Origin of the sequence: Bacillus sp. AFS015802 (assembly GCF_002561455.1) — a bacterium.
Taxonomy (GTDB): Bacteria; Bacillota; Bacilli; order Bacillales; family Bacillaceae_B; genus Rossellomorea.
This window is the reverse complement of sequence record NZ_NTUP01000007.1, coordinates 43,823-64,999: the sequence shown is the minus strand read 5'-3', so window position 1 is coordinate 64,999 and position 21,177 is coordinate 43,823. Positions and strand designations below refer to the sequence as shown.

Here is a 21,177-nt window from a genome sequence, read left to right as displayed (position 1 = left end):
ATCCCCTACTTGGATTGCGCCTTACTCATTGGGCTATCCAGTAAATAAGCCGATTCTCCAACTCAATAGAAAAGCAGAGGGGTGTGGATGATTAGATATTCATGACCTCGGGAATGCTTGAAGGAGTTTATTGAGACGTGATACCAGAAGGAATATAATGTTTAAAAGATGTCGACTATATTGTGCACAGATTGTCGGATGGATTAACTCCCCCTCTACTAATATTGATGAAGAAAGGAGGTTATTTAATGGATTCTTTAAGCAGTATGAATAATGCATTGTCTTACATTGAAGAGCACCTGACGGAGGATATTGATTATAAGGAAATATCAAAAATCGCTTACTGTTCAGAGTATCATTTTAAACGGATGTTTTCTTTTTTATCAGGTATAAGCTTATCAGAATATATCCGGAGAAGAAGACTGACGCTGGCTGCCCTTGATTTGAAAGACAGTGATTTGAGAATAATCGATATTGCCGTCAAATACGGCTATCGTTCAGCTGATTCCTTCACCCGGGCCTTTCATTCGATGCATGGCTTTCTTCCTTCTGAAGCAAGAAGTGAGAATACACCGCTAAAAGCTTATCCTAAAATGACCTTTCAACTCACAATAAGAGGAGGATGCGAAATGAATTATCGTATTGTAGAAAAGGAACCGTTTAAGTTAGTGGGCTTCAAGAAGAGGGTTCCCATCATCTTTAATGGAGTGAATCCGGAGATTGCTAAAATGTATGAGTTGTTAACACCTGAGGTCATTAAACAATTAAAAGCACTTTCTAACGTTGAACCAACAAGTATCATCAGCGCTTCAACTAATTTCTCTGAAGGAAGGATGGAAGAAAAGGGAGAGGTGGATCATTATATCGGTGTGGCAACTTCAGATGAAATAGGAGAATTTGATATATTGAAAATAAACGCAGGTACCTGGGCAGTATTTGAATCCATTGGACCATTCCCTGATACACTTCAAAAAGTGTGGGGAAGGATCTACTCGGAATGGTTTCCAACCTCAGGCTATGAAGCAGTGGAAGGTCCTGAAATTCTTTGGAATGAGAGCAAGGACACAGGCGATCCAAAGTATAGAAGTGAGATTTGGATTCCCGTAAAGAAAAAGAACGTTGAATGATTCTAAATAGCTATAGTTAAAGACACTCCTTTTCGGGTGTCTTTTTCTAATTGGCAATAAAATTTGGGGGGATATGCGGTGGTTGTTAAATAAGATATTTATTTAAGAATTCCTTAAGAAATACATAAGAATGGCTTTAGAATTCCTCATTAAGATGAGGATATTACCGAATGAGGGAGAGGGTTAATCATTATGTTTCAGCAGTAAAAATCGGACACTGAGTAAATGATTCAAAGTTTATATGAAAAATTAAAAATGAAAAGGAGTTTATCACATGATAAAAAAATTAGGCTATTACTCAACTTTATCCCACTTATGGATACAATGGATCATTTTAGGAAGCATCCTCCTCAATACATTTATGGTCTATCCAAATATCTTTCACAACATACCGGAGACATTGGAGTCCTCGATGGAATGGATGGAAGTCGCAAGTCCTCATACCTACTTTCCACCATTAGGGTTCGTAAGTATAGTCACTGGTGTTTTTGCAGCGATCTTAGCGTGGAAAATCAAGCCGGCAAGAAAGTGGGTACTGCTCAGCCTGCTGGCTATCATATTAGAAGGGGCGGCTTCTATCTTATTCGAGTGGCCGAGAAATGAGATTCTGTTCATTGAAGGGGCTGACGTTCATTCTGTAGAATTTCTAAAACAGACCGTGCGTGAATTCAAAATCGTACACTGGTTCAGAGTTGCCTGTAATATTTTCGGATCAATGTTTATTTTTATTGGCTTTATTAAGTATGATTGTTTTTTAACGGCAGACAAATCTAATCAAAGGGAGTTAAATAAATAAAAACTGGGGTCGTCGGACGGTTGAGATCTCCCGGATTGCACCCTTTTATTATGGGAATTTATCTCCATCTATGTGAACGGGTATTTTATATAGAAGATGGACGAATAATGGAATAGGAATGAAGAGGCTGTCTGGTCATCCTGACAGCCCAAACTCTCCTTGTACAGGAGAATTTGAGTTGGAGCAGGTGATGGTATGTCCATAAAGAAAAGACTGATCTTATCGAATATAGGAATGATTGTCATTCCCATTCTCGGATTAATCCTGGTCGAGTTCGTTGCTGGATATTTGTTTTTTTATGCGATGGGCATGAAGCCGGAAGGAGAAGACTTACAATTTTTTAATAGCTTTCGTTTTGGGGCAATGATCCTGATAGTAGTCATCACCAACGGCTTACTGACCTATTATATTTCCAGGAGTATCATAGAGCCTATTAAAAGGTTGTCATTAGCAGCAACAAAAATCAGTGAAGGTAACCTTGATGATAGCTGTGCGTCAGAGAAGAAAGATGAGTTAGGCCGATTGTCGAATACCTTTGAAGATATGCGCCTTAAACTGAAGGAAGCAGCAGCTCTTCAAAAGCAATACGAATTGAATCGTGAGGAGCTCATCGCCAGTATTTCTCATGATTTAAAAACACCTTTAACATCGATTAAAGGATATGTGAGCGGCATTCAAGATGGAGTGGCAAGTACTCCTGAGAAATTGAATCGCTACATGTCTAAGATTGAGAAAAATGCTCATGATATGGACACTCTCATTGATGAATTGTTTCTTTATTCCAAGCTGGACCTGGAACAATTGCCGTTCATGTTTGAGAAGGTAAATCTGAACCACTATTTTGATGATTACATTGAAGAACTTTCTTTAAGGCTTGAAAAAGAGAAAGGGAAAGCTGTCCTGTATCATGATGATCATGAGTCTTATATCGTTGAGGCGGATAGGGAAAAACTAAATAGGGTCGTCATGAATATTACACAAAACAGTTTAAAATATATGGATAAAGCATATAAAGAAATTCAAGTCATTCTGAGTGAGAAACAGAGTGAAGTCCAGGTAGAAATCAAAGATAACGGGAGCGGAATCCCGGCCAAGGATGTACCTTATATCTTTGACAGCTTCTATCGGACAGACGTTTCGAGAAACTCAGCCACGGGAGGAACCGGACTTGGCCTATCGATAGCCAAGAAAATAATTGAAAATCACGGTGGGAAGATTTGGGCAGTTAGTGAGCCTGGAGTGGGGACGAGTATTTATTTTACATTGAAAAAGGTGAACTAACGTGCAAAAAATATTGATCATAGAAGATGAGACGGATATTGCTGAATTAGAGAGGGATTATTTAGAGGTGAATGGATTTGATAGTGATATTGCATCGACCGGAGAGGAAGGGCTGAACCTGGCAAGGGTGCATTCCTACAGTTTGATTTTGTTAGATTTAATGCTGCCGGGCATCGATGGTTTACAGTTATGCAAGAAACTGAGGGAGTTTCTGGACATTCCGATTCTAATGGTTACCGCAAGAAAAGAAGACATTGACAAAATCCGGGGATTTGATCGAGGAGCAGACGATTATATCGTAAAACCGTTCACTCCGAGTGAACTGGTGGCCAGGGTGAAAGCCCATATTTCCAGATATAACCAATTAATCAACCGAGAAGAAAAGAAAAAGGAAATCGAGATTAAGAATCTTGTGGTCGATTTAGACTCACGCAGAGTATACGTCGATAAGGAAGAAAAAACATTTACCGCCAAGGAGTTCGACTTATTGGTTTTCCTCGCGACCCATCCGGACAGGGTTTTCAGTAAAGAACACTTATTCGAACGGATTTGGGGATATGATTCGTTGGGAGACATTACGACGGTGACCGTTCATATCAGGAAAATCAGAGAGAAAATAGAGCAGGATCCTTCAACCCCTGAATTTATTGAAACCATTTGGGGCGTCGGATACCGCTTCAAAAAATAATCTGGATTCCGTAAACATTAAGAGGGACGGACCTTGTTTCTCGAAAAATGTAAGGGACGGACCTTCGATTTCAAGGTCCGTCCCTCTTTCTTATAGTGGCGGAAGGTCAAACTTTCCTTCCTCAAATAGTTGTTTCAGCATGTGCTTGGTATAGCCGGCAGCCTGGGAGAATTGGATTTTCGCAGGCATTGGTGCTTCGTCTGCGTCGACGACTACGTCGATGATGCATGGTTTCTTTTGTTGGATGGCCTTTTGGAGTGATGGCAGGATGTCCTCCGGGCGTTCGACCCGGTATCCCACTCCTCCGCAGGCTTCGGCGTATTTGGCGAAGTCCGGGTTCTGAAGGTTCGTGCCGAACTCGATATTCCCCATGACTTCCTGCTCGAACTTGATCATGGCAATCTTATGATTGTTTAGGATCACGACGATGATGGGTAAGTCATATTTGACCGCTGTGACGAAGTCCGCCATTGTCATGGCGAATCCGCCGTCCCCGCAAATCGCAAATACCTGCCGATGGGGATGGGCGATTTGACCGGCGATGGCACCTGGCAGGCCGCAGCCGAGGGTCGCAAGCCAGCTTGAAATGACGAAGGACTGATTGGTAATAGGGAAGTGCCGGGCCATCCAAACCGTGACGTTTCCAACATCCACAGACAGGATGGCGTCATCGGACGCGACTTCCTTGAGAGCGTGAATCAGCCTCTGTGGCTTGAGGGGAACCGATCCGTCCTCCTCTTGTGCCTCTAACTTTTCCCACCATTTGTTCGTTCTGTCCTGATTCTTCTCCAGGAATGTACGATCTTCTTTCCTTGAAACATGCTCCGTCAGCCACTTGAGGGAAGTGGCGGCATCTCCTGCGAGACCTGCATCAACCGGGTAGCGCTTCCCGATTTGGGTAGGATCGATGTCAATGTGAATGGTCTTTGCATTGTCAGGCAGAAATCCAGTGAACGGGAATGAAGTCCCGATCATCATGAGCATATCGGCTTCCTGCATCGCTTCATACGAAGGCTTTGTCCCGATCAGACCGAGACCACCCAAGCAATAGGGGTGCTTATCAGGGATGACCCCTTTACCCGGAAGAGTCAACACGATGGGTGCCCCCACTTTTTCAGCAAAGGATAATAATGTTTCCCGATGCCCATGGACGCCTTTTCCTGCAAGGATGATCGGCTTTTCCGCACCATCAATGATTTCTTTCGCTCTCTGTAAATCCTCAGGGAGCGGGGAAATTTCTTGCTTCACTGCAAAATGAGCCGTCACACGGGCTTCTTTTCCCACTTCAAAGCGGGGGATGTCATCCGGGATGGTGAGCACCGATACTCCTTTTTTTGCATAGGCCGTCCGGATGGCCTGATTGACAACGGCAGGGAGCTGCTCAGCGGACATGATGCGCTGGTTATAAACTGCGACATCATCGAACATTCTCTCAAGATTGACTTCTTGGAAAGAGTCCGTCCCTAAAAGGTCCGTTTCCACTTGGCCGGTGATGGCCAATACCGGTGCTCTATCAAGCTTCGCATCATATAATCCATTCAGAAGATGGATCGCCCCTGGACCGGCAATCGCCGTGCAAACACCCAGTTTCCCCGTTAATTTTGCATACGCCGCAGCGGCCAATGCCCCGGCTTCCTCATGTCTGACTTGAATGAATTTGATTTTGTCCTGTCTTTTTCGAAGTGGTTCTATAATGGAATTGATGGAGTCCCCGGGCATGCCGTAAATATGGTCGACTCCCCATTCAATCAAAAGATCAATTAACTTCTCACCAGCGTTTTGTTTAAACATCACATCGTCTCCTCTCCAAAATTGGTTATGCTTATTTTGGTACAATCTTTCCTAAATTACTCAATATTTCTAATCCAACATGCACATACTGAAAAAAAACGACCTGGGGTGATGAAGATGAAGAAGCTCGTGTTGATCCGCCATGGAGAGAGCCAGTATAATCTTGAAAACCGATTTACCGGTTGGACGGATGTGGATTTGACCGATGACGGTTACAACGAGGCAAGAAATGCGGGGGCCGTATTGAAGAAGCACGGGTTTGTATTTGATGTTGCCTATACATCTGTTTTAAAACGGGCGATCAGAACACTATGGATCACTTTGCACGAAATGGATCTTGTGTGGATCCCAGTCTATAAATCATGGAGATTAAATGAGCGGCATTATGGTGCTCTTCAGGGACTCGATAAGGATGAAGTGACGGCGAAATTCGGGGAGGAGCAGGTGCATGAATGGAGGCGGTCTGCCGATGTCCGTCCACCGGCGATTTCAGAAGAAGGCCACCGCGGGAATCTGTCCGATCCGAAATACGCGACTGTAGGAAAGTCGAATATGCCATTTTCGGAAAGTCTCCTTGATACTGAAAAAAGGACCCTGGTCTATTGGAATGAAGAGATTGTCCCGAGCATTCGGCACAATCAGCACGTCATCATCTCAGCCCACGGAAATACGCTCCGGGCACTCGTGAAATACCTTGACCACATTCCGGATGATGGGATTGTCAGTCTCAATATTCCCAACAGCATCCCCCTCGTGTATGAATTGGATGACGATTTGAAGCCGATCAGGCATTACTATTTGGACGATGAGGGAGAGGTGCCTCATGAAAAGATTCCTCGGCATATGGATTTGGATGATAGGGAGAATTGGGATTGGATGGGGTAAGGGCATTAGAATGGATCTGGTTACTTGATATGTTCTATTAAGACGATTAACGATAAACAAAAGAGAAATGGTCAGTGGCTCATGCTACTGGCCATTTTTTTATTATTAACTAGTCATGTTCCAGCTAGCTTATACTATTGATTTTAGGTGAAAAAGATCTAATTTTGTCTAAATAAGACTACTTTTGTAAGCGCGTACATTTTTTGTGTGACATTGTATTGAAAATTCAGATTATTAACTTATACTGAATATTGTAACAAAAATGATATTCGGAGGTTGATGATTTGAAGAAGTTCCGTCAGGTTTTTATCAGTATGATTTTGCTATTTGTTATCGTGCCTTGGTTTCCTGCCCCTACTTTAGCTGCCTACGATGGACAAACCCTGGACACAGGTATTTACTGGTTCGGTTCGGGAAATGTTTCACAAAAGTTCATTGACGGGCAGACTAACCCATACTTCAATGCAAGCAAGCCCACCGTGATTTATATTCACGGATGGCAAAATGGCTCAACCGCATTTTTGAACCGCGAGTCATTCAATCCTAAACAAAATGACCCAATAAATGGTCCTGACGTAAATACTGTGGACTACTGGGTTTCAAAAGGATGGAACATAGGGATCTTTTACTGGAATCAGCTCGCAGATGAAAGTGAAGTAAAGGATGCAGAAGCTAAAATTTGGTCCACCTCCGGACCAAAGGGCATGCGTTGGCGCAAAAAAGACGGAACTTACAGCACAGAAGGATCACCAACCGTGTCAGCGGCTCAGTTGTTTGTTAATACGTATAAACAAGCCATGCAGGGCTTCACCGGTAACGAGGTCCGACTTGCAGGACATTCACTTGGAAGCCAAATGGTGACAAATGGTGCTAAATTAATCAGCGACCAGGTGGATAGCGGTAATATGGCATCAAACTTGAGACCGAAGCGTGTGGCTCTCCTGGATCCGTTTTGGTCAAAAGATGGGAAAAGCTACTTAGGCGGTAAATGGACCGGGGAAATCTCCCGTGAATACGTGACGCAACTGAAAACAAAAGGGGTGGTATTTGAACAATACAAGTCAAGTGCCATCACCGATGTGGGAATTGGCGACAGTAATAACGGTATGACCCAGCTGACGGCGTTCGCCGAGCTGAAGCCCTGGTATATTTCTGCCCTCGACCAAGTCGGCAAGCACGGCGCAGCACGTGATTGGTATTTCTATTCCATGGGCTCTGCCGCCCCGTTGGAAACTAAGAATGGTGTGGCCACAGGCCTGACCGGCCCATCAGCTGCGACGGCCACCACTCGCATCCAAACCATGATGAACTCGAGTAACAGGTGGTATCAAAATGCAGGACAGTACAGTTCCAATCCTGCTGATGATAAATTCGAGGTGACTGCGCGCTAATCTACGGTCTGCAACGAGTGAAAAGGGAATTGTTTCGAGAGTCCAATGTGAAAACATGTGGGCTCTTTCTTTGAGATTTTTTTTAATAGGAGTGTTTATTACTGTGTTTCCCTTTATGATCTATTGATCTATTTTGTGTGATGGGCTTGTTCTGGGACCGCTTCCGTTAAGCGAAGGACTCACTCCCTTTTATCTAACGGACCATTCTCAAAATGATTATATCTTTCATTCTTTGTATAACCTGAAATCCCACCCTGACTGACCACCCCGTTTTGATAATGGTAATAGTAAATGGCCTTTGGCTCATCTTGAAATATGACTGATATACTCCAAGGGTCATAGGAAAGGAAATGAGCGCCTATGGAATGGCTGGCTTCCATTTTTACTATATCCGCTTTTTTATATCCTTTTTCCATGGTCAAATAGCTGAATAATGCATCATATCGCTCTTTTTTACCTGTATCTACATAGACGTAGTATGAAAAGTAAGCAAGAAAAACGGTAAAGAGTGTAAGGGCAATTATGAAATCTCTTTTAAAAAATGCTTGCATCAAAGCACACCCCTTTTGTTTTGAAACATAAAGGGTGTTTCAGAACAGAAATCCCTTTGGTGTAATTATACACCAAAGGGATTAATTTACAATAAATTACTTTACGCGGAATATAGGTGATTATGTGGTAAACCCACTTCACTAACATCCTTTTTGAAGAACATGCGACAGTAGCGACTTATCAGATTCAAACTTGTCCAGCCAGTTCTGCACCAAAGAATTGAACACACCCTCCTGCTCAATCTGCACATTATGCCCCCCCATATCCAGCACGGCAAATGTTGCCCTCGAATAATCCTCAATCAATCGCCACGCATCCTGATATCCCACTACATGGTCTTGCCGTCCAGTTATAATCAACGTTGGATAGTCCAGTTTATGTGAAAATTCAAAAGTGAACCCATATCCATTTTCCCTGATCCTGTTTACAAACTCTTCATTCGTCTGAGTGGAAGGCATCAGGATGTCATCCCGGAACCTTTCCCATTCTCTCTGACCTTGCACGACGCCCATCGCCGAAAAGGCTTCCGCTTCCAGTGCAGAGAGGTTCGATAGTAAATCAGGATCCTTTTTCAAGACGATCTGCTTCGGAAGCTCTCTTTGATCTGTTTCGGGTATGACCATAGGGGCCAGGAGCATTAAGCCTCGAACGCTATCACGTCTAGCCTCTACGATTCCCCTCGCCATATAGCCGCCATACGAATACCCGCAAACAATGAAAGGTTGATCGGGAATCAGCTCGTCCAGTAATACAAGAACTGCTTCCAGCATGTCGTCGGAATTCTTGATGGAGGGCTCGGCGTCCGATTTTCCCATGCCCGGTAAGTCTATGTATATCCTCTTCCATCCGCTTCTGTCTTCGAAATTTGGTTCCATCGCATGCATCATCGCCTGATGATCGAGCGTCCAGCCATGGACCATCACGATGGGAAAGCCTTCTCCGATGATTTTATGGTAAATAGCCATGTAACAACCCCCTCCTTCTAATCTATTAAAAGTATATGTTATTTTCTGGATTAATGAAAGGATACACCGCTATGCTTATGGGGAGTTGTTCGATTTGGTGGTCATGAAGATAGCAAATTGAGTGTGAGGGGAGAGATATCCCTATTTTAAGGTGTATTTTGGATGCAACACTCCCTTTTTAGACCTTAAAATTGTCTGTTTTATTGGGAGCTGGGTCCAGGACATGTCTCATAGCCGGTTCGAGAGTTGATTTCTGCTTCACGAATCTCCTTCGCGGCAGAATCATGCGGGAAATGAAAGGAATCATGCCGGATGGTAGATAATCAAGCGGGATCTGGACTTTTCATGCGAGATTTCAAATAATCGTGCCGGGATGTCGAAATTCTTTATCCTCCGAAAGAGGGGACACATCCCAGGCATGAGATCACAAATCTTATTAGCTTGTGTAAAAAACAATCTCCTCGATATTCCGCAGCCATTCACTAGCTCCAGTCCCATCTGTATTCCCTAACCATAAATCCTTTTTCGAGTCAATAATGGATCTCCCCCTCAACCATATGAGCTTATCAATGGAAGGAATGTACTGCGGGGCATAGTCGCCGAATCCTTCAGGGGGACTAGTAATTTTAATTTGTCTATTCGAAGTCAAATTCAGAGTGTATAGAACAGGTAAAGGATGTTTGCTAAAATCGTTCGTCCACTCCTGTTCCTTAATCCTTGAAACCACAAGTGCTTTGTCGTTCATCCAGTCAAAATCAAGATCAGCGTAGTGGGCTGGTGTATAAGTTCCTGAAACCGGCATTTCCTTTACCTTAAGATCCTTGTTTTTAAAACCGAACACGATTCTCCCGCCGCCTGCGATATAGGCTAAAGTATCTGTAGATGGTGACCACTTGGGTTGGCCAACATCCAGGATCATCTCGTCCAGTACCTCGAAATTTTTCCCTTCCTTATCAATGACACACACCATATTACTGTCCATGGACCAGGACGCAGTCGGGGACACAACAAAAGAAATCCACTTGCCGCTCGGGGAATAGGTCAGCTCTTCGGCATAGACGGCGATCAGTTTGTTTTGATCACTTGTCCCGATTTCCCTTGGAAGTGTGAAAAAAGCCTTCACTCCCCCAAAAAGAACAATATCTTCATAGTTGTCTCCAACTTTTTTGATAAACAAAGATGCGCTTGACCATCCATCCGGGTTGAGGGTTCCAGATGATGATAGAAGGAATCCACTGCCGTCCGGAAGCCACGCGTAATCACTGACCCCGGTGGCGATGTTGTAGAATCGGTTGAGGTCTGAAATATCTAAAATTCCGTTGTTTATATAGGCTAGATGGTTTTTATGGGGAGCCCATATCGGTACATGACCGTTATATGAAATTTTCTTCTTATCACGTGTGTTGAGATTGTATGTCCACAGCTCATTCTGCCCTTCGGCTGATGCTTCCACTTGGTAGGCGATTAACGTTCCGTCGGTTGACCATTGCGGAAGAGAGTGAATGTTTCCTGAATTCGTTATTTGTGTTTCGTGGTTATTTTGTAAGATCCACACATCCCCATTTCTGATAAAAGCAGCTTTTGCCTGATTTTCCACGGATGCTAAAGAGGTTGCTGGGAATAAAAGAGTAAGGATGATACTGAAGATGAGGGCATTTTTCATTGTGATTCTCCTTTACTGATATGCTCTTACTATTTTCCAGGATTGCTTACTTTATGTGTAGCGTAAAATAGAGGAGTTTTTTCCTCCATGGTGAAGTACTATTTGTGGAACATCATTTTGAAGGAGGAATATGATGATGAATCGAAAAGACTTACTCTTACGAATGCTCGACACGACTTACGACCAGGAAAGCTGGTATGCACCTCTCAAATCTTCTATTGAAGGGCTCACGGCAGAACAAGCTTGTTGGAAACCGGATGGGGAAGCGACCAAGACCATTTGGGAAAATGTGAACCACCTGATTTACTACAAAGAGAGAACGACGGCCAGATTAGAAGGGCGTGAATGGCCGAATCCTCTTGACGGGAATGATACCTTTTACCTGACAGAACAAGTAAATGATGATGAGGAATGGAACGCCATCGTTGAACGTGCGGAGAACGCTCATCGCGGTTTAAGAGAGGCGATAAGTAAAACAACTGCGGAGAAGATTGAAGAAGATTCTCTTGAGGAAAAGCTTCTGGATATCATGCTTCATGATGCGTATCACACGGGGCAAATCATGCAGTTGAGGAAGATGCAGGGTTCGTGGCCGTCGCGTCGCTGAATGGGATAAGAAGAATAGAAGCTGGAGATCGGATACTGATCTCCAGCTTTTTTTACTCAGACATTTTACTGAAATAATCTACCCCCTCTAAATAAATCACCAACTCATTCAACGTCCCCAACGATTTCAACCCCTTATTCATTTGTTCTCTCATGTCCACGATCCGTCCTTGAAGGATGGGAAGAATATCTCGATAGTTTCTCGTTTCCATTCCTTTCAGGACCTCTCTGCACTGATCGAATCCCATACCCGATAATCGAAGTAGTTTTATGATAAACAGCTTGTTTATCAATGCTCCATTGAAATAGCGGTAATTATTTTCTCCTCTGCTGGCTTCAAATAATTCTTGCTGTTCCCACACCCTTAACGTGGAAATCGGAAGGCTCAATCGCTTTGACACCTCTTTGTACGTAACGGGGCCGTCTGCTTGCACGATTGAGATGGTTTCCTGACTGCTTAACGTTGATTGCAGCTGCTCTAAGACCAACGTGCTTTCTTTATAGTTTTTAACCAGTTCTGCCTGGAACTCCACTGCTAGGATGATGGCTGCTTCCCGGTCCTTGTTTACAACGAGCCTCATTATTTTCGCTACTTCTGTCCATGAGTAGCCAGCCATCATAAGACGTGATGCTTCAAAAAATCGTTTATGTATTTCGGTGTATTGGCGATAATTGTTTTTGCCTCTTGGGGCATCGGGGATGAATCCCCACGTTTCATATTTTCTCAGCAGGTCTGCACTTAAGTTAAATGGCCTGGTGATTTCGATTCCTCTATAAATCCGCGAGTTCATCAGATCCCCCTCAAAACATTGATGTAAAACATGAAAGTCTCAATCCGACTTTATGATGATTATTCAATGCTCTTTCAACGTCTATTTTACTTAACCCTCGAACCTTGCAACAGAGTGCTACCATTAAAGTATAGGTAAATAATGGGGAATTTTCAATCGATAAAAAAGGAGAGATACGATGCTGCAGGTTCAAAATGTAGGGAAGGTCTATGAAGTCCCTGTCAGGGAATCAGGACTCAAAGGAGCCATATCCAGTTTTATTAAACGAGAAAAAAAGGAGGTTAGTGCTGTAAAGGATCTTTCGTTTGACATTCAGAGAGGGGAAATGGTGGGTTTTATCGGGCCGAACGGAGCAGGGAAGAGCACCACCTTGAAGATGCTCAGCGGGATTCTGCATCCATCACATGGAGAAGTGAAGGTTCTTGGATACAAACCTCATCAGCGACAACATGATTATTTGAAGAAAATCGCCCTGATCAGGGGAAGCAAGCCTCTCTTTGCACCGGCTGATTTGACGGCATTGGACGCACTTCACATGCAGAGGATTATCTATGATATCGATTATAGGGAATTCACCAGGGATTTATATAAAATCGTCGATTGGTTACAGATCGAGCCTTATTATAAAAAGCCGCTTAGAACTCTTTCGTTAGGGGAGAGAATGCGCTGTGGTTTAGCCTGTTCACTCGTGTACAATCCCGAGGTCCTTTTTCTGGATGAACCGACGATCGGTCTTGATTCCAATGCCCAGCAGCGCATCCGGCATTTCTTGAAAGAATATAACCGGGAAACCAATGCAACGATCCTGTTGACCTCTCATTACATGGAGGATGTGACTCAGCTTTGTAAAAGAATGTTGGTCATTGATAAAGGAAGGCTGTTATTCGATGGGGGGATCGCCCACTTAGTCGCCCGTTTGACACCCTATAAATTTATTGTGTTTAGTCTCAATCAATCCAGCGTGTTGCCTGTTGACTTATCTCAGATGATCGTAGAGAGAAAGGATGGTAAATACACCATGCGCGTTTCAAATCAACACGTTCCTTCCGTGACCGCCCGCTTACTGGCGGATTATTCTATTCTTGACTTAACTGTCGAGCATCCGCCTTTTGAACATACGATCCAGCAATTATATGCAAATGAGGTGGTGTGATCGATGAATAGAATCGGAGTTCTCAACTCAGTGCGTCTCCTTAAAGGCTACACGATATGGAAGACGATGGATGTGTTTAGCTGGAGGTCATTCATTTACCTTCTCGTATTTTCTCATTTGATCACACCGTTGGTTTCGTTATTTGTGTGGCAAACGGTCACAGCAGAAGGGCAGGAGGTTGGAGGCTGGGGATCCAGTCAGTTTCTGATCTATTATTTAGCGATTGTCATGGTGCGACAGCTGACGGTCTCGTATGAACACCATATGCTTGGCATGCAGATTTACAACGGTGAATTGACCAACCTGCTTTTGAAGCACCATCACCTGCTGTATGTCGTCATTGGGGAAAACCTCGCTGTGAAAATGGTGTCCTATACGGTTTCCATCCCCCTGATCATCGCCCTTTGGGTCTGGTTAGCCCCTGACAATACACCGTCTTTTACAAGGGTATGTCTTTTTATCCTGACTGTGATCAATGCCTGCATCCTTCGTTTTCTATGGCTTTACTTGTTGACCCTTGCTGCCTTCTGGACAGAAAAAACACAATCAGTAGTCAATGCAGGTGAAGTGGCCATCTTTTTTATCGGGGGAGAAGTGGCTCCGCTGTTTCTCATACAGGGAGGTTTCAGTGATTGGTTATACTCCCTTCCTTTTTATGGGATGTTGGGCTTCCCTGCTGAAGTCCTGACCGGGACCAGGGGTATCTCTATCATTCACGGGCTCTCTCTGCAGTATGGTTGGATTATCATTCTGAATCTTTTCAGTACCTTTTTATATAATAAAGGCATTAAGAGATATTCTGCTCTTGGAGGTTGATAAGATGAGAAAAAAGCTTGCTTTAGTATTTCTTTTCTTTAGAACGTCGCTCATGACCCAGCTGCCTTACCGGGTGAATTTTCTCACTCAGGCAGTCTCAACACTCTTCTATTTCGCAAGCGGGGTATTTGGCCTCCGCATTGTGTTTCAGTTTACAGATTCACTGGCAGGATGGACATTTTTAGAAATCATCACGTTATTAGGAGTCTACCAATTGGTGGCAGGTGTCCTTTCCCTTTTCGTCATGAGTAATATTGAATCCCTACCAGACAAGGTCGTGGACGGTCACTTGGATGAAACGCTTTTACTACCGGAGAATGCCCAGTTCTTGTCGAGCTTCGGGAGCTGCAATGTATGGGCACTCACAGACATCATACTCGGGTTCACGGTAGTAGCGGGAGCAATCTTTTTCCATTTGGATGAGGTGGTGCTTCTTCATTTTATTCAGTTTCTCCTTTTGTTATCGTGCTCTCTTATCATCAGCTACTCCTTCAGGATGTGGATCGGAACATTATCATTCTGGCTCGGAAGAACTGGCGGTGGCTTCATCCTGTTTTCGAGTATTTGAACGATGGGGAAGTATCCGGTTGATCTGTATCCACCTATGATTAAGTGGCTACTCTATACACTCGTTCCCGTTGGAATTGTGGCGGCGGTTCCGACGTATGCTCTGTTTCATGGGGTTTCATGGGTGCAGATGGTGGGAATGTTGTTGGTGACTTTAATGATCTCGCTATTTACGAGATTCTTGTGGAGGAAAGGGCTGGGGAGGTATTCGAGTGCTACTTCTTGAAGTTCACTATTGTTAGGAATTAGAAATTAATGGATAATAGTTTTGGAGAATAATAAGCACCAGAGCGGGGAGTGGATCGATATTATCATTCATCCAAAAGAATTTCATATTCGTCATCTAACCTATGTCATCAGAGCGGCTAACGTTGGTGATGCACAGAAACTGTCAGAAGTCCGGCTGCAGGTCGATGGGGAAACGGAAAACATGGACAGGGATAGAGGAGAGGCGTACATAGATAAAGAGGGCTTCATTCAAATCATCAAAGAAGATTCAGAGAGTCCGAGAAATCTCTTCCTCGTTTGTGAAGTCGATGACAGGATTGCCGGTTTCTCCAGATGTGAGGGGACATCATTAAAGCGTGCCGCTCATAAGGTGGAGTTCGGGGTATGCATATTAAGGGAATTCTGGGGATACGGCATCGGGAAAAATCTACTAAAAGAGAGCATACGCTGGGCAGACAGCAACGACATTAAGAAAATGACATTGAATGTGCTCGAAACCAATGAAAAAGCCATCATGCTTTATAAAAACAATGGTTTTGAAGTTGAGGGAGTTTTGAAAAGAGATAAATTATTAGCGGATGGACGTTACTACGATACCGTGGTGATGGGACGGTTTCATTCGTAAGGAGTGATTACTATGAAACTGACATATAAGCCAATGAAAAAGTTCAGCCTTCTTTTATTTGACCTGGATGACACGCTGCTTGAAAATTCGTCCTGGTTTGATGATGGACTGGTACAGACGCTAGCGGAGCATCCGTTGACAATGGGAATGGATGAACAACAATTTTTGAAGAAAATAAAACAACCTCCAAGATTTCTAATAGATAAACTTGTAAGTGGTGAACTAAATACATTTGAATTCAAAAGAGAAAGGTGGAAGAGTGCTCTTGATTCCTTTGAAGTGAAAGCAGACATTGAGGAAATCGATCAGCTTGAATCACTCTTTCTTAACACAAGTATGAACTTTATTACTGCCGATGAATCCGTATTACATTTAATGAATGAACTGAATAAACATTTTGAAGTTGGAATTGTTACAAACGGACTTTATGACCCTCAACAAAAAGTAAACAACATGGGATTAGGGGATATATTCAGCCAAGATAAGATCATTCATGCAGAACCATTAGGTATTAGAAAGCCTGATTCAAGAATATATACTATTGCTCTAGAAGCATTTAATAAGAAACCTGAAGAGACGATATTCATAGGTGACTCGTGGACGCATGATGTAGTGGGCCCCATCGAAGCAGGAATGGAAGCGATATGGGTCAATGTTAGAGAGGAAGAAAAACCAACGGATCATACTCCGTATGCCATTGTGTCTTCCATTATGGAAATAAGAGAGATTTTGGTGGGTAGCAGTGGGAAATAGTTCAGTGAGCATTCAAATAACTTGTAAAAACAACACGGTTAATGAGATTCGGGTTAGAACAGAGTTGGACTTCTTAATAAGAAAGTACAATTTAAAGAATTATTTCTTTACAGATGTTGTAATCATTAACGAATCTGCCGATTATCCTCATAGCCACCCGGTGTTATCATTAAATACCAGACACTTTGGGAAAGAAAATATTCTACTTTCTACATTTATCCATGAACAAATCCATTGGTTTGCCGTTCAGCATTTTCATAGAATTAAATTAGCAATAGAAGAGCTGAAAATTATATATCCAAAAGTTCCAGTTGGGTATCCAAATGGTGCAAGGGACGAGTTTTCCACCTATCTTCATATCATCATCAATTGGCTCGAGCTTAATGCTCTTTCTGTATTTTTGGAGAAAAGCGAGTACGAAGAAGTAGTGAATTTTTTGCAGAGAGATCATTATAGATGGATTTATCACATTGTTGTCTCGGATCACGACGTTATAAAGGAGATTCTAGGTAAGTATGAGATTCAATTAGACAAGTCGAAAGGAGAAATAGATAGTGGTAAATGAAGAACTAAAAAAGAAACTTCATCAACTGGAATTGGATCTTTTAAAACCTGAAATCCGTGCATCCAAAACAGAGCTTACCCGGCTTCTTGCAACAGATTTTTTTGAAGTAGGCAGCTCGGGTAAGATTCTTTATAAAGACGAGGAAATCAGTGATGGAGGCATAGGGTCAGTACGGATGACAATGGACCACTTCGTCATCCATCCCTTATCCGATGAAATCGTATTGGCTACCTATAGAATTTTCAATGAGGAAACGCAGCAGTATTCATTAAGGAGTTCCATTTGGAAAGTGATAGATGAAAGATGGCAGATGGTTTTTCATCAAGGTACCAGGGTTAGTAATGAATGAACGTTAATTTTTTTATAGGGGTGAAAATATGCAACGTGCAAAGCCAAGATTGGTTTTAAAGGTGGATGATCTTGAACGGTCTCTTTCATTCTATCGTCACGTATTTGGTTGGACTGAGGAGTGGCGAAAGGGGTCTATTGCCCAGTGTAATCTTCCAAGTGGGGGAGCTGTATTATTCACAGAGGGTGACAATGGGGATTTCAAGCAGTATACGGATGTTGCGTTTGTCAAACCTGATCCCGGCCAGCGATTTTATGTGATGGGTGAGGAAGTGGAGAAACTGAAGGAGACATTCAAGGGAGAAGAGCTTGATTTTGACCTGGAAGTAGATCCTGGGTTTGGTCAATTAATCATGGTAAAGGATCCAGATGGCTACATTGTCTCCCATTGGGAAGAGCTGTTTATGACAGATGAAGAGATACTGTCACTTTATAAAAGTGGGATTGATCGAATCGATACCGTGCTAAAGGGAGTATCTGAAGCTGATTTAGATCTGGTTAGGGCTGAAGGGAAATGGTCGATCCGCCAAACTGTGCTGCACTTCATTGATTCGGATCTCACCATGTTCCATCGCATGAAGTTCGCCCTTGCTGAAGATGGCAGGAATTATAAGAACAATCCATATGATCCGAACGAATGGGAATCGGGTACCCATTATACACATCGATCCATTGAGACGGAAGTTGCTCTATTTAAATTGATAAGGCAACACATACTCAATCTTTGCGAGAGTATACCGGACTCCCTTAATAGAAAGATCCAAACCGAAGACCAGGGTGAACTGACCGTCAGGAGAATGATCAAAATGGTGGCAGGTCATGCTAAAGGTCATCTTGAACAGATTGAAGAAACAAGGAACATTCATCAAGTGTGAGGAGTGGAGAAGCTTATCCCTTTCGAAGGAGAAGCTTCTTTTTTTATAACTAGTTATTGAGTTACTGTCAATAAAATGGAATAATTGGAATTGTCAGTAATAAGACTGTTGGTACAGGAGGAAACAAATGAGATACAAAATCGTTTTCTTTGACATCGATGGAACGATTACACACCACGAAAATGGAAGTATACCCGATAAAACAAAAGCTGCCATAGGCACACTAAAGAACAAAGGGTTCAAACTGGTGGCGGCAACAGGCCGGCCATTATCCATGTGCCAGGAAATAAAAGATTTAGGAATCGATACGTTCATCACAGCAAATGGCGGATATGTGAAACATGGAGAAGAAGTCATTCATAAGGTTCCCATGGACCGGAACCTGGTGAAGGAGATTGTGGGGTTTGCCCATGGCAAGCATGGCCTTTCTTTCTATACAGAACGTTTCAGTATGAATGGGGTAGAGGAAGAAGAAATAGCCAGGGCATTGAAGGAAACGTTGTCGTTGGATGAATATCCAGAGAGGGACGATCTTATTGGTGAACAGGATGTCTACCTGATGTGTTTATTTGCACGTGATGAAGTGGTGAAATCCTATCAGCAGAAGTTTCCACACTTAACCTTCAGAAGATGGCACCCATACGTTTTAAACGTGTTACAAGAAGACGTATCAAAGTCATTGGCCATAAAGAAAGTATTAGCATACTACGGTCTTCATCCATCAGAAGCCATCGCTTTCGGTGACGGGGATAATGATGTGGATATGCTGGAATTGGCCGGCCTGGGGGTTGCGATGGGGAATGGAAGTGACAGATTGAAAAGGGTTGCTGATTATGTCACGAAAACATCTGGGGAAGATGGGATCTCATTTGCGTTGGAGAAATTTAGTGTTATTTAGTTTATACCCGCTTAAATGGAGAGATTATGGGATCCACCATTTATTCATGATACCAGTCTTACGGTTGTTGAATTATTTGAAGATGGATGCAAGATTGTGATGGAGGGGGATTTAACACATCGGGAAAAATCAAGTTAAGGGGATGAGTACATGCTGAAGAAAATGCTTTTCTTAGTTGGAACGATACTTCTTTTAACAGCCTGCAACACCAAAGATTTCTCCTTCTCGGGAGAATCCGATCACTGGCATGCCGAACTAAACGTCAAACAGTCCAGTGACTTTGAAAAGAAGGATTTTGTCCTGAAGTATAAAGGGGAGGACATTGATTCTGTGGGTAACGTTGCCTATGCCGTAGAAGAAGTTGGCGGATTTGGCAGAACAGGTGTGACCCTCGAGGAGAATGGTGTGATTCGTCATAGCAGTGAATCCGATCCCACTAATGCCCAAATGAGTGAAGATACTGAGGTCGAGGTCACGGTGAAGTGGGATGATCAGGAGGAAACATTTACTCTGGCAAAAGATTAAAAAAAGGCTGGATTGTATTCATATCGCATGAAAATATGATTGAGACACGTGTCAAGGGAGGAAAGATAATGAACTACGTCAAAGATCTGCGAAAACTCGTCGGCACCAGACCTTTAATTCTCCCTGGTTCTGTCGTCATCATCCTAAACGGAAACAATGAACTGCTATTGCAACATCGGACAGACGGTGGCTGGGGACTTCCCGGAGGATTGATGGAGCTTGGTGAAAGTTTAGAGGAGACGGCAAGGAGAGAAGTGAAGGAAGAAACCGGATTTGATATTGGGGAACTGACCCTGGTAAATATCTTCTCAGGACAGGACTATTACTTCAAAGTATCAAATGGGGATGAGTTATATTCTGTCACGGCTGTCTACGTCACAAAGGACGTGGGCGGACAAATGGAAGTGGATGAATCCGAATCGGTTGCAGTCCAATATTTCAAACTGAATGAACTGCCGGATGGGCTGACGGATGAATATAAAAGATATATCATGTCATACATAGAATCCGGGGTGAAAGTATGATTGCTTCAGATAGCATTTTAAACACATGGAACAGGTTTAATGATTTCCCAATGGAGACGCTAACGAAAGTCTGGTTTTATCACCAGGGAAGCGTGAAGAAACAGCGGGATGTATCTCTCATGCGGGAGCATCGGGAACAATTTGGCATGTCGGGGAATTGCTTCGATTTGGCACTCTGGCTACTGGATGAGTTTAAAAGGGATGGAATCGAGGCGTATCCCATCGGTCATAACCTTGGAACGGAGGAGGCTCATGCGGCCGTCATCGCTCTGAATGAAAAAGGGGAACGGTTTCTTTGTGACCTGGGCGATCAATGGTTGAATCCGATATTAATAGATACGCAGAGTCCCGATTACTCGAACGAAAAATTAGATGGTTTCTTTCCTGCTGCAGGGGTGCAGGTTCAAGCTCATGCAGAAGGGACTGAAATTCTGTACCATCGACCGAATGGAAAAGTATCCAAACAAGTTTTTCAGACTGAACGAATCGAGATGGATACTTTTCTTAAGGCTGCTGAGCATTCTCAACATATGATAAAGAACCATCCATTATTGGAGTGCAGAATCCCGTACCAATCCGAAACGGCCCATTGGGAGTTTTATAATTGGGAAAGCTTTCTCAGTACAACAAAAGGTTTGATGAAAGACTCGAAGCTTGAAACGGTGTCCGAGTGGGCTGAAAGGATTCATGGGAAAACGGGATACAACGAAGCAATTCTAATCGAAATATTAAAGCATTACAGAAGCATTCAAGCATGAAGGAGA

General features: G+C 43.1%; 23 protein-coding genes and 1 pseudogene. 19 read left to right on the top strand and 5 right to left on the bottom strand.

All coding sequences use genetic code 11. The features are described from left to right. Positions 1-248 precede the first annotated feature (248 nt). The 4 genes from CN378_RS04550 (at position 249) to CN378_RS04535 (ending at position 3,892) form a co-directional block, all read left to right on the top strand. Positions 249-1,127, top strand: coding sequence for an AraC family transcriptional regulator (locus CN378_RS04550; protein ID WP_098350744.1), 879 nt, complete (start codon positions 249-251; stop codon positions 1,125-1,127). A gap of 274 nt (positions 1,128-1,401) precedes the next feature. Next, positions 1,402-1,923: a hypothetical protein gene (locus tag CN378_RS04545; RefSeq protein ID WP_098350743.1), complete on the top strand. Its 522-nt coding sequence runs from the start codon at positions 1,402-1,404 to the stop codon at positions 1,921-1,923. A gap of 195 nt (positions 1,924-2,118) precedes the next feature. Next, positions 2,119-3,204, top strand: a complete 1,086-nt coding sequence (locus CN378_RS04540; protein ID WP_098350742.1) for a sensor histidine kinase — start codon at positions 2,119-2,121, stop codon at positions 3,202-3,204. Between the two features lies 1 nt (position 3,205). Beyond that, positions 3,206-3,892: a response regulator transcription factor gene (locus CN378_RS04535; RefSeq protein ID WP_098350741.1), complete on the top strand. Its 687-nt coding sequence runs from the start codon at positions 3,206-3,208 to the stop codon at positions 3,890-3,892. 90 nt (positions 3,893-3,982) lie between these two features. Here CN378_RS04535 and CN378_RS04530 read toward each other — a convergent pair whose 3' ends face one another. Further along, positions 3,983-5,683, bottom strand: a complete 1,701-nt coding sequence (locus tag CN378_RS04530) for a pyruvate oxidase (RefSeq protein WP_098350740.1) — start codon at positions 5,681-5,683, stop codon at positions 3,983-3,985. Between the two features lie 117 nt (positions 5,684-5,800). Here CN378_RS04530 and gpmA point away from each other — a divergent pair, with 117 nt between their 5' ends. Both gpmA and CN378_RS04520 read left to right on the top strand, forming a co-directional pair. Then, the gene (gpmA, locus tag CN378_RS04525) at positions 5,801-6,568 is read left to right on the top strand and encodes a 2,3-diphosphoglycerate-dependent phosphoglycerate mutase (protein WP_098350739.1); all 768 of its coding nucleotides are present in this window, start codon (positions 5,801-5,803) and stop codon (positions 6,566-6,568) included. 320 nt (positions 6,569-6,888) lie between these two features. Beyond that, positions 6,889-7,959, top strand: a complete 1,071-nt coding sequence (locus CN378_RS04520) for a cell adhesion domain-containing protein (RefSeq protein ID WP_142323569.1) — start codon at positions 6,889-6,891, stop codon at positions 7,957-7,959. Positions 7,960-8,138: 179 nt separating this feature from the next. On the opposite strand, the gene CN378_RS04515 is transcribed toward CN378_RS04520, so the two are convergent. The 3 genes from CN378_RS04515 to CN378_RS04505 all read right to left on the bottom strand — a co-directional run bounded on the left by CN378_RS04515 (position 8,139) and on the right by CN378_RS04505 (position 11,139). Beyond that, positions 8,139-8,510: a hypothetical protein gene (locus CN378_RS04515; protein WP_098350737.1), complete on the bottom strand. Its 372-nt coding sequence runs from the start codon at positions 8,508-8,510 to the stop codon at positions 8,139-8,141. Positions 8,511-8,651: 141 nt separating this feature from the next. Next, a complete protein-coding gene (locus CN378_RS04510) occupies positions 8,652-9,476 on the bottom strand; it encodes an alpha/beta fold hydrolase (RefSeq protein ID WP_098350736.1) in 825 nt (274 codons plus the stop codon). 436 nt (positions 9,477-9,912) lie between these two features. Continuing rightward, on the bottom strand, positions 9,913-11,139 hold the full coding sequence (locus CN378_RS04505) for a hypothetical protein (protein ID WP_098350735.1): 1,227 nt from the start codon (positions 11,137-11,139) through the stop codon (positions 9,913-9,915). 136 nt (positions 11,140-11,275) lie between these two features. Between CN378_RS04505 and CN378_RS04500 the strand changes: the two genes are divergently transcribed. Further along, complete coding sequence (locus CN378_RS04500; protein WP_098350846.1) at positions 11,276-11,746, top strand: DinB family protein; 471 nt, start codon at positions 11,276-11,278, stop codon at positions 11,744-11,746. Between the two features lie 52 nt (positions 11,747-11,798). Here the strand turns inward: CN378_RS04500 and CN378_RS04495 are convergent, their stop codons facing one another. After that, on the bottom strand, positions 11,799-12,536 hold the full coding sequence (locus CN378_RS04495) for a MerR family transcriptional regulator (protein ID WP_098350734.1): 738 nt from the start codon (positions 12,534-12,536) through the stop codon (positions 11,799-11,801). Positions 12,537-12,714: 178 nt separating this feature from the next. On the opposite strand from CN378_RS04495, the gene CN378_RS04490 reads away from it, so the two are divergent. The 12 genes and pseudogenes from CN378_RS04490 (at position 12,715) to CN378_RS04430 (ending at position 21,171) form a co-directional block, all read left to right on the top strand. After that, complete coding sequence (locus CN378_RS04490; RefSeq protein WP_098350733.1) at positions 12,715-13,689, top strand: ABC transporter ATP-binding protein; 975 nt, start codon at positions 12,715-12,717, stop codon at positions 13,687-13,689. 3 nt (positions 13,690-13,692) lie between these two features. Beyond that, complete coding sequence (locus CN378_RS04485) at positions 13,693-14,505, top strand: ABC-2 family transporter protein (RefSeq protein WP_098350732.1); 813 nt, start codon at positions 13,693-13,695, stop codon at positions 14,503-14,505. A 4-nt stretch (positions 14,506-14,509) separates the two neighbouring features. Then, positions 14,510-15,298, top strand: a pseudogene (locus CN378_RS04480) (ABC transporter permease). Between the two features lie 81 nt (positions 15,299-15,379). Further along, a complete protein-coding gene (locus tag CN378_RS04470) occupies positions 15,380-15,925 on the top strand; it encodes a GNAT family N-acetyltransferase (RefSeq protein ID WP_098350845.1) in 546 nt (181 codons plus the stop codon). Positions 15,926-15,937: 12 nt separating this feature from the next. Continuing rightward, positions 15,938-16,678: an HAD family hydrolase gene (locus CN378_RS04465; protein ID WP_257141002.1), complete on the top strand. Its 741-nt coding sequence runs from the start codon at positions 15,938-15,940 to the stop codon at positions 16,676-16,678. Continuing rightward, entirely contained in the window at positions 16,668-17,243 is a 576-nt protein-coding gene (locus CN378_RS04460; RefSeq protein WP_098350729.1) for a hypothetical protein, read from the top strand. The genes CN378_RS04465 and CN378_RS04460 overlap by 11 nt, the downstream gene beginning before the upstream one ends. Continuing rightward, positions 17,233-17,592 carry a nuclear transport factor 2 family protein gene (locus CN378_RS04455; RefSeq protein ID WP_098350728.1) on the top strand — a complete coding sequence of 120 codons (360 nt, stop codon included), beginning with the start codon at positions 17,233-17,235 and terminating at the stop codon, positions 17,590-17,592. Before CN378_RS04460 ends, CN378_RS04455 begins: the two co-directional genes overlap by 11 nt. Before the next feature lie 28 nt (positions 17,593-17,620). Then, positions 17,621-18,466 carry a DinB family protein gene (locus tag CN378_RS04450; protein WP_098350727.1) on the top strand — a complete coding sequence of 282 codons (846 nt, stop codon included), beginning with the start codon at positions 17,621-17,623 and terminating at the stop codon, positions 18,464-18,466. A 127-nt stretch (positions 18,467-18,593) separates the two neighbouring features. Continuing rightward, on the top strand, positions 18,594-19,364 hold the full coding sequence (locus CN378_RS04445; RefSeq protein ID WP_098350726.1) for a Cof-type HAD-IIB family hydrolase: 771 nt from the start codon (positions 18,594-18,596) through the stop codon (positions 19,362-19,364). Between the two features lie 150 nt (positions 19,365-19,514). Further along, positions 19,515-19,889 (top strand): hypothetical protein, encoded by a 375-nt coding sequence (locus CN378_RS04440; RefSeq protein ID WP_098350725.1) that lies wholly within the window; start codon positions 19,515-19,517, stop codon positions 19,887-19,889. A gap of 68 nt (positions 19,890-19,957) precedes the next feature. Then, complete coding sequence (locus CN378_RS04435; RefSeq protein WP_098350724.1) at positions 19,958-20,413, top strand: NUDIX hydrolase; 456 nt, start codon at positions 19,958-19,960, stop codon at positions 20,411-20,413. Further along, on the top strand, positions 20,410-21,171 hold the full coding sequence (locus CN378_RS04430; protein ID WP_098350723.1) for a hypothetical protein: 762 nt from the start codon (positions 20,410-20,412) through the stop codon (positions 21,169-21,171). Before CN378_RS04435 ends, CN378_RS04430 begins: the two co-directional genes overlap by 4 nt. Positions 21,172-21,177: the final 6 nt, after the last annotated feature.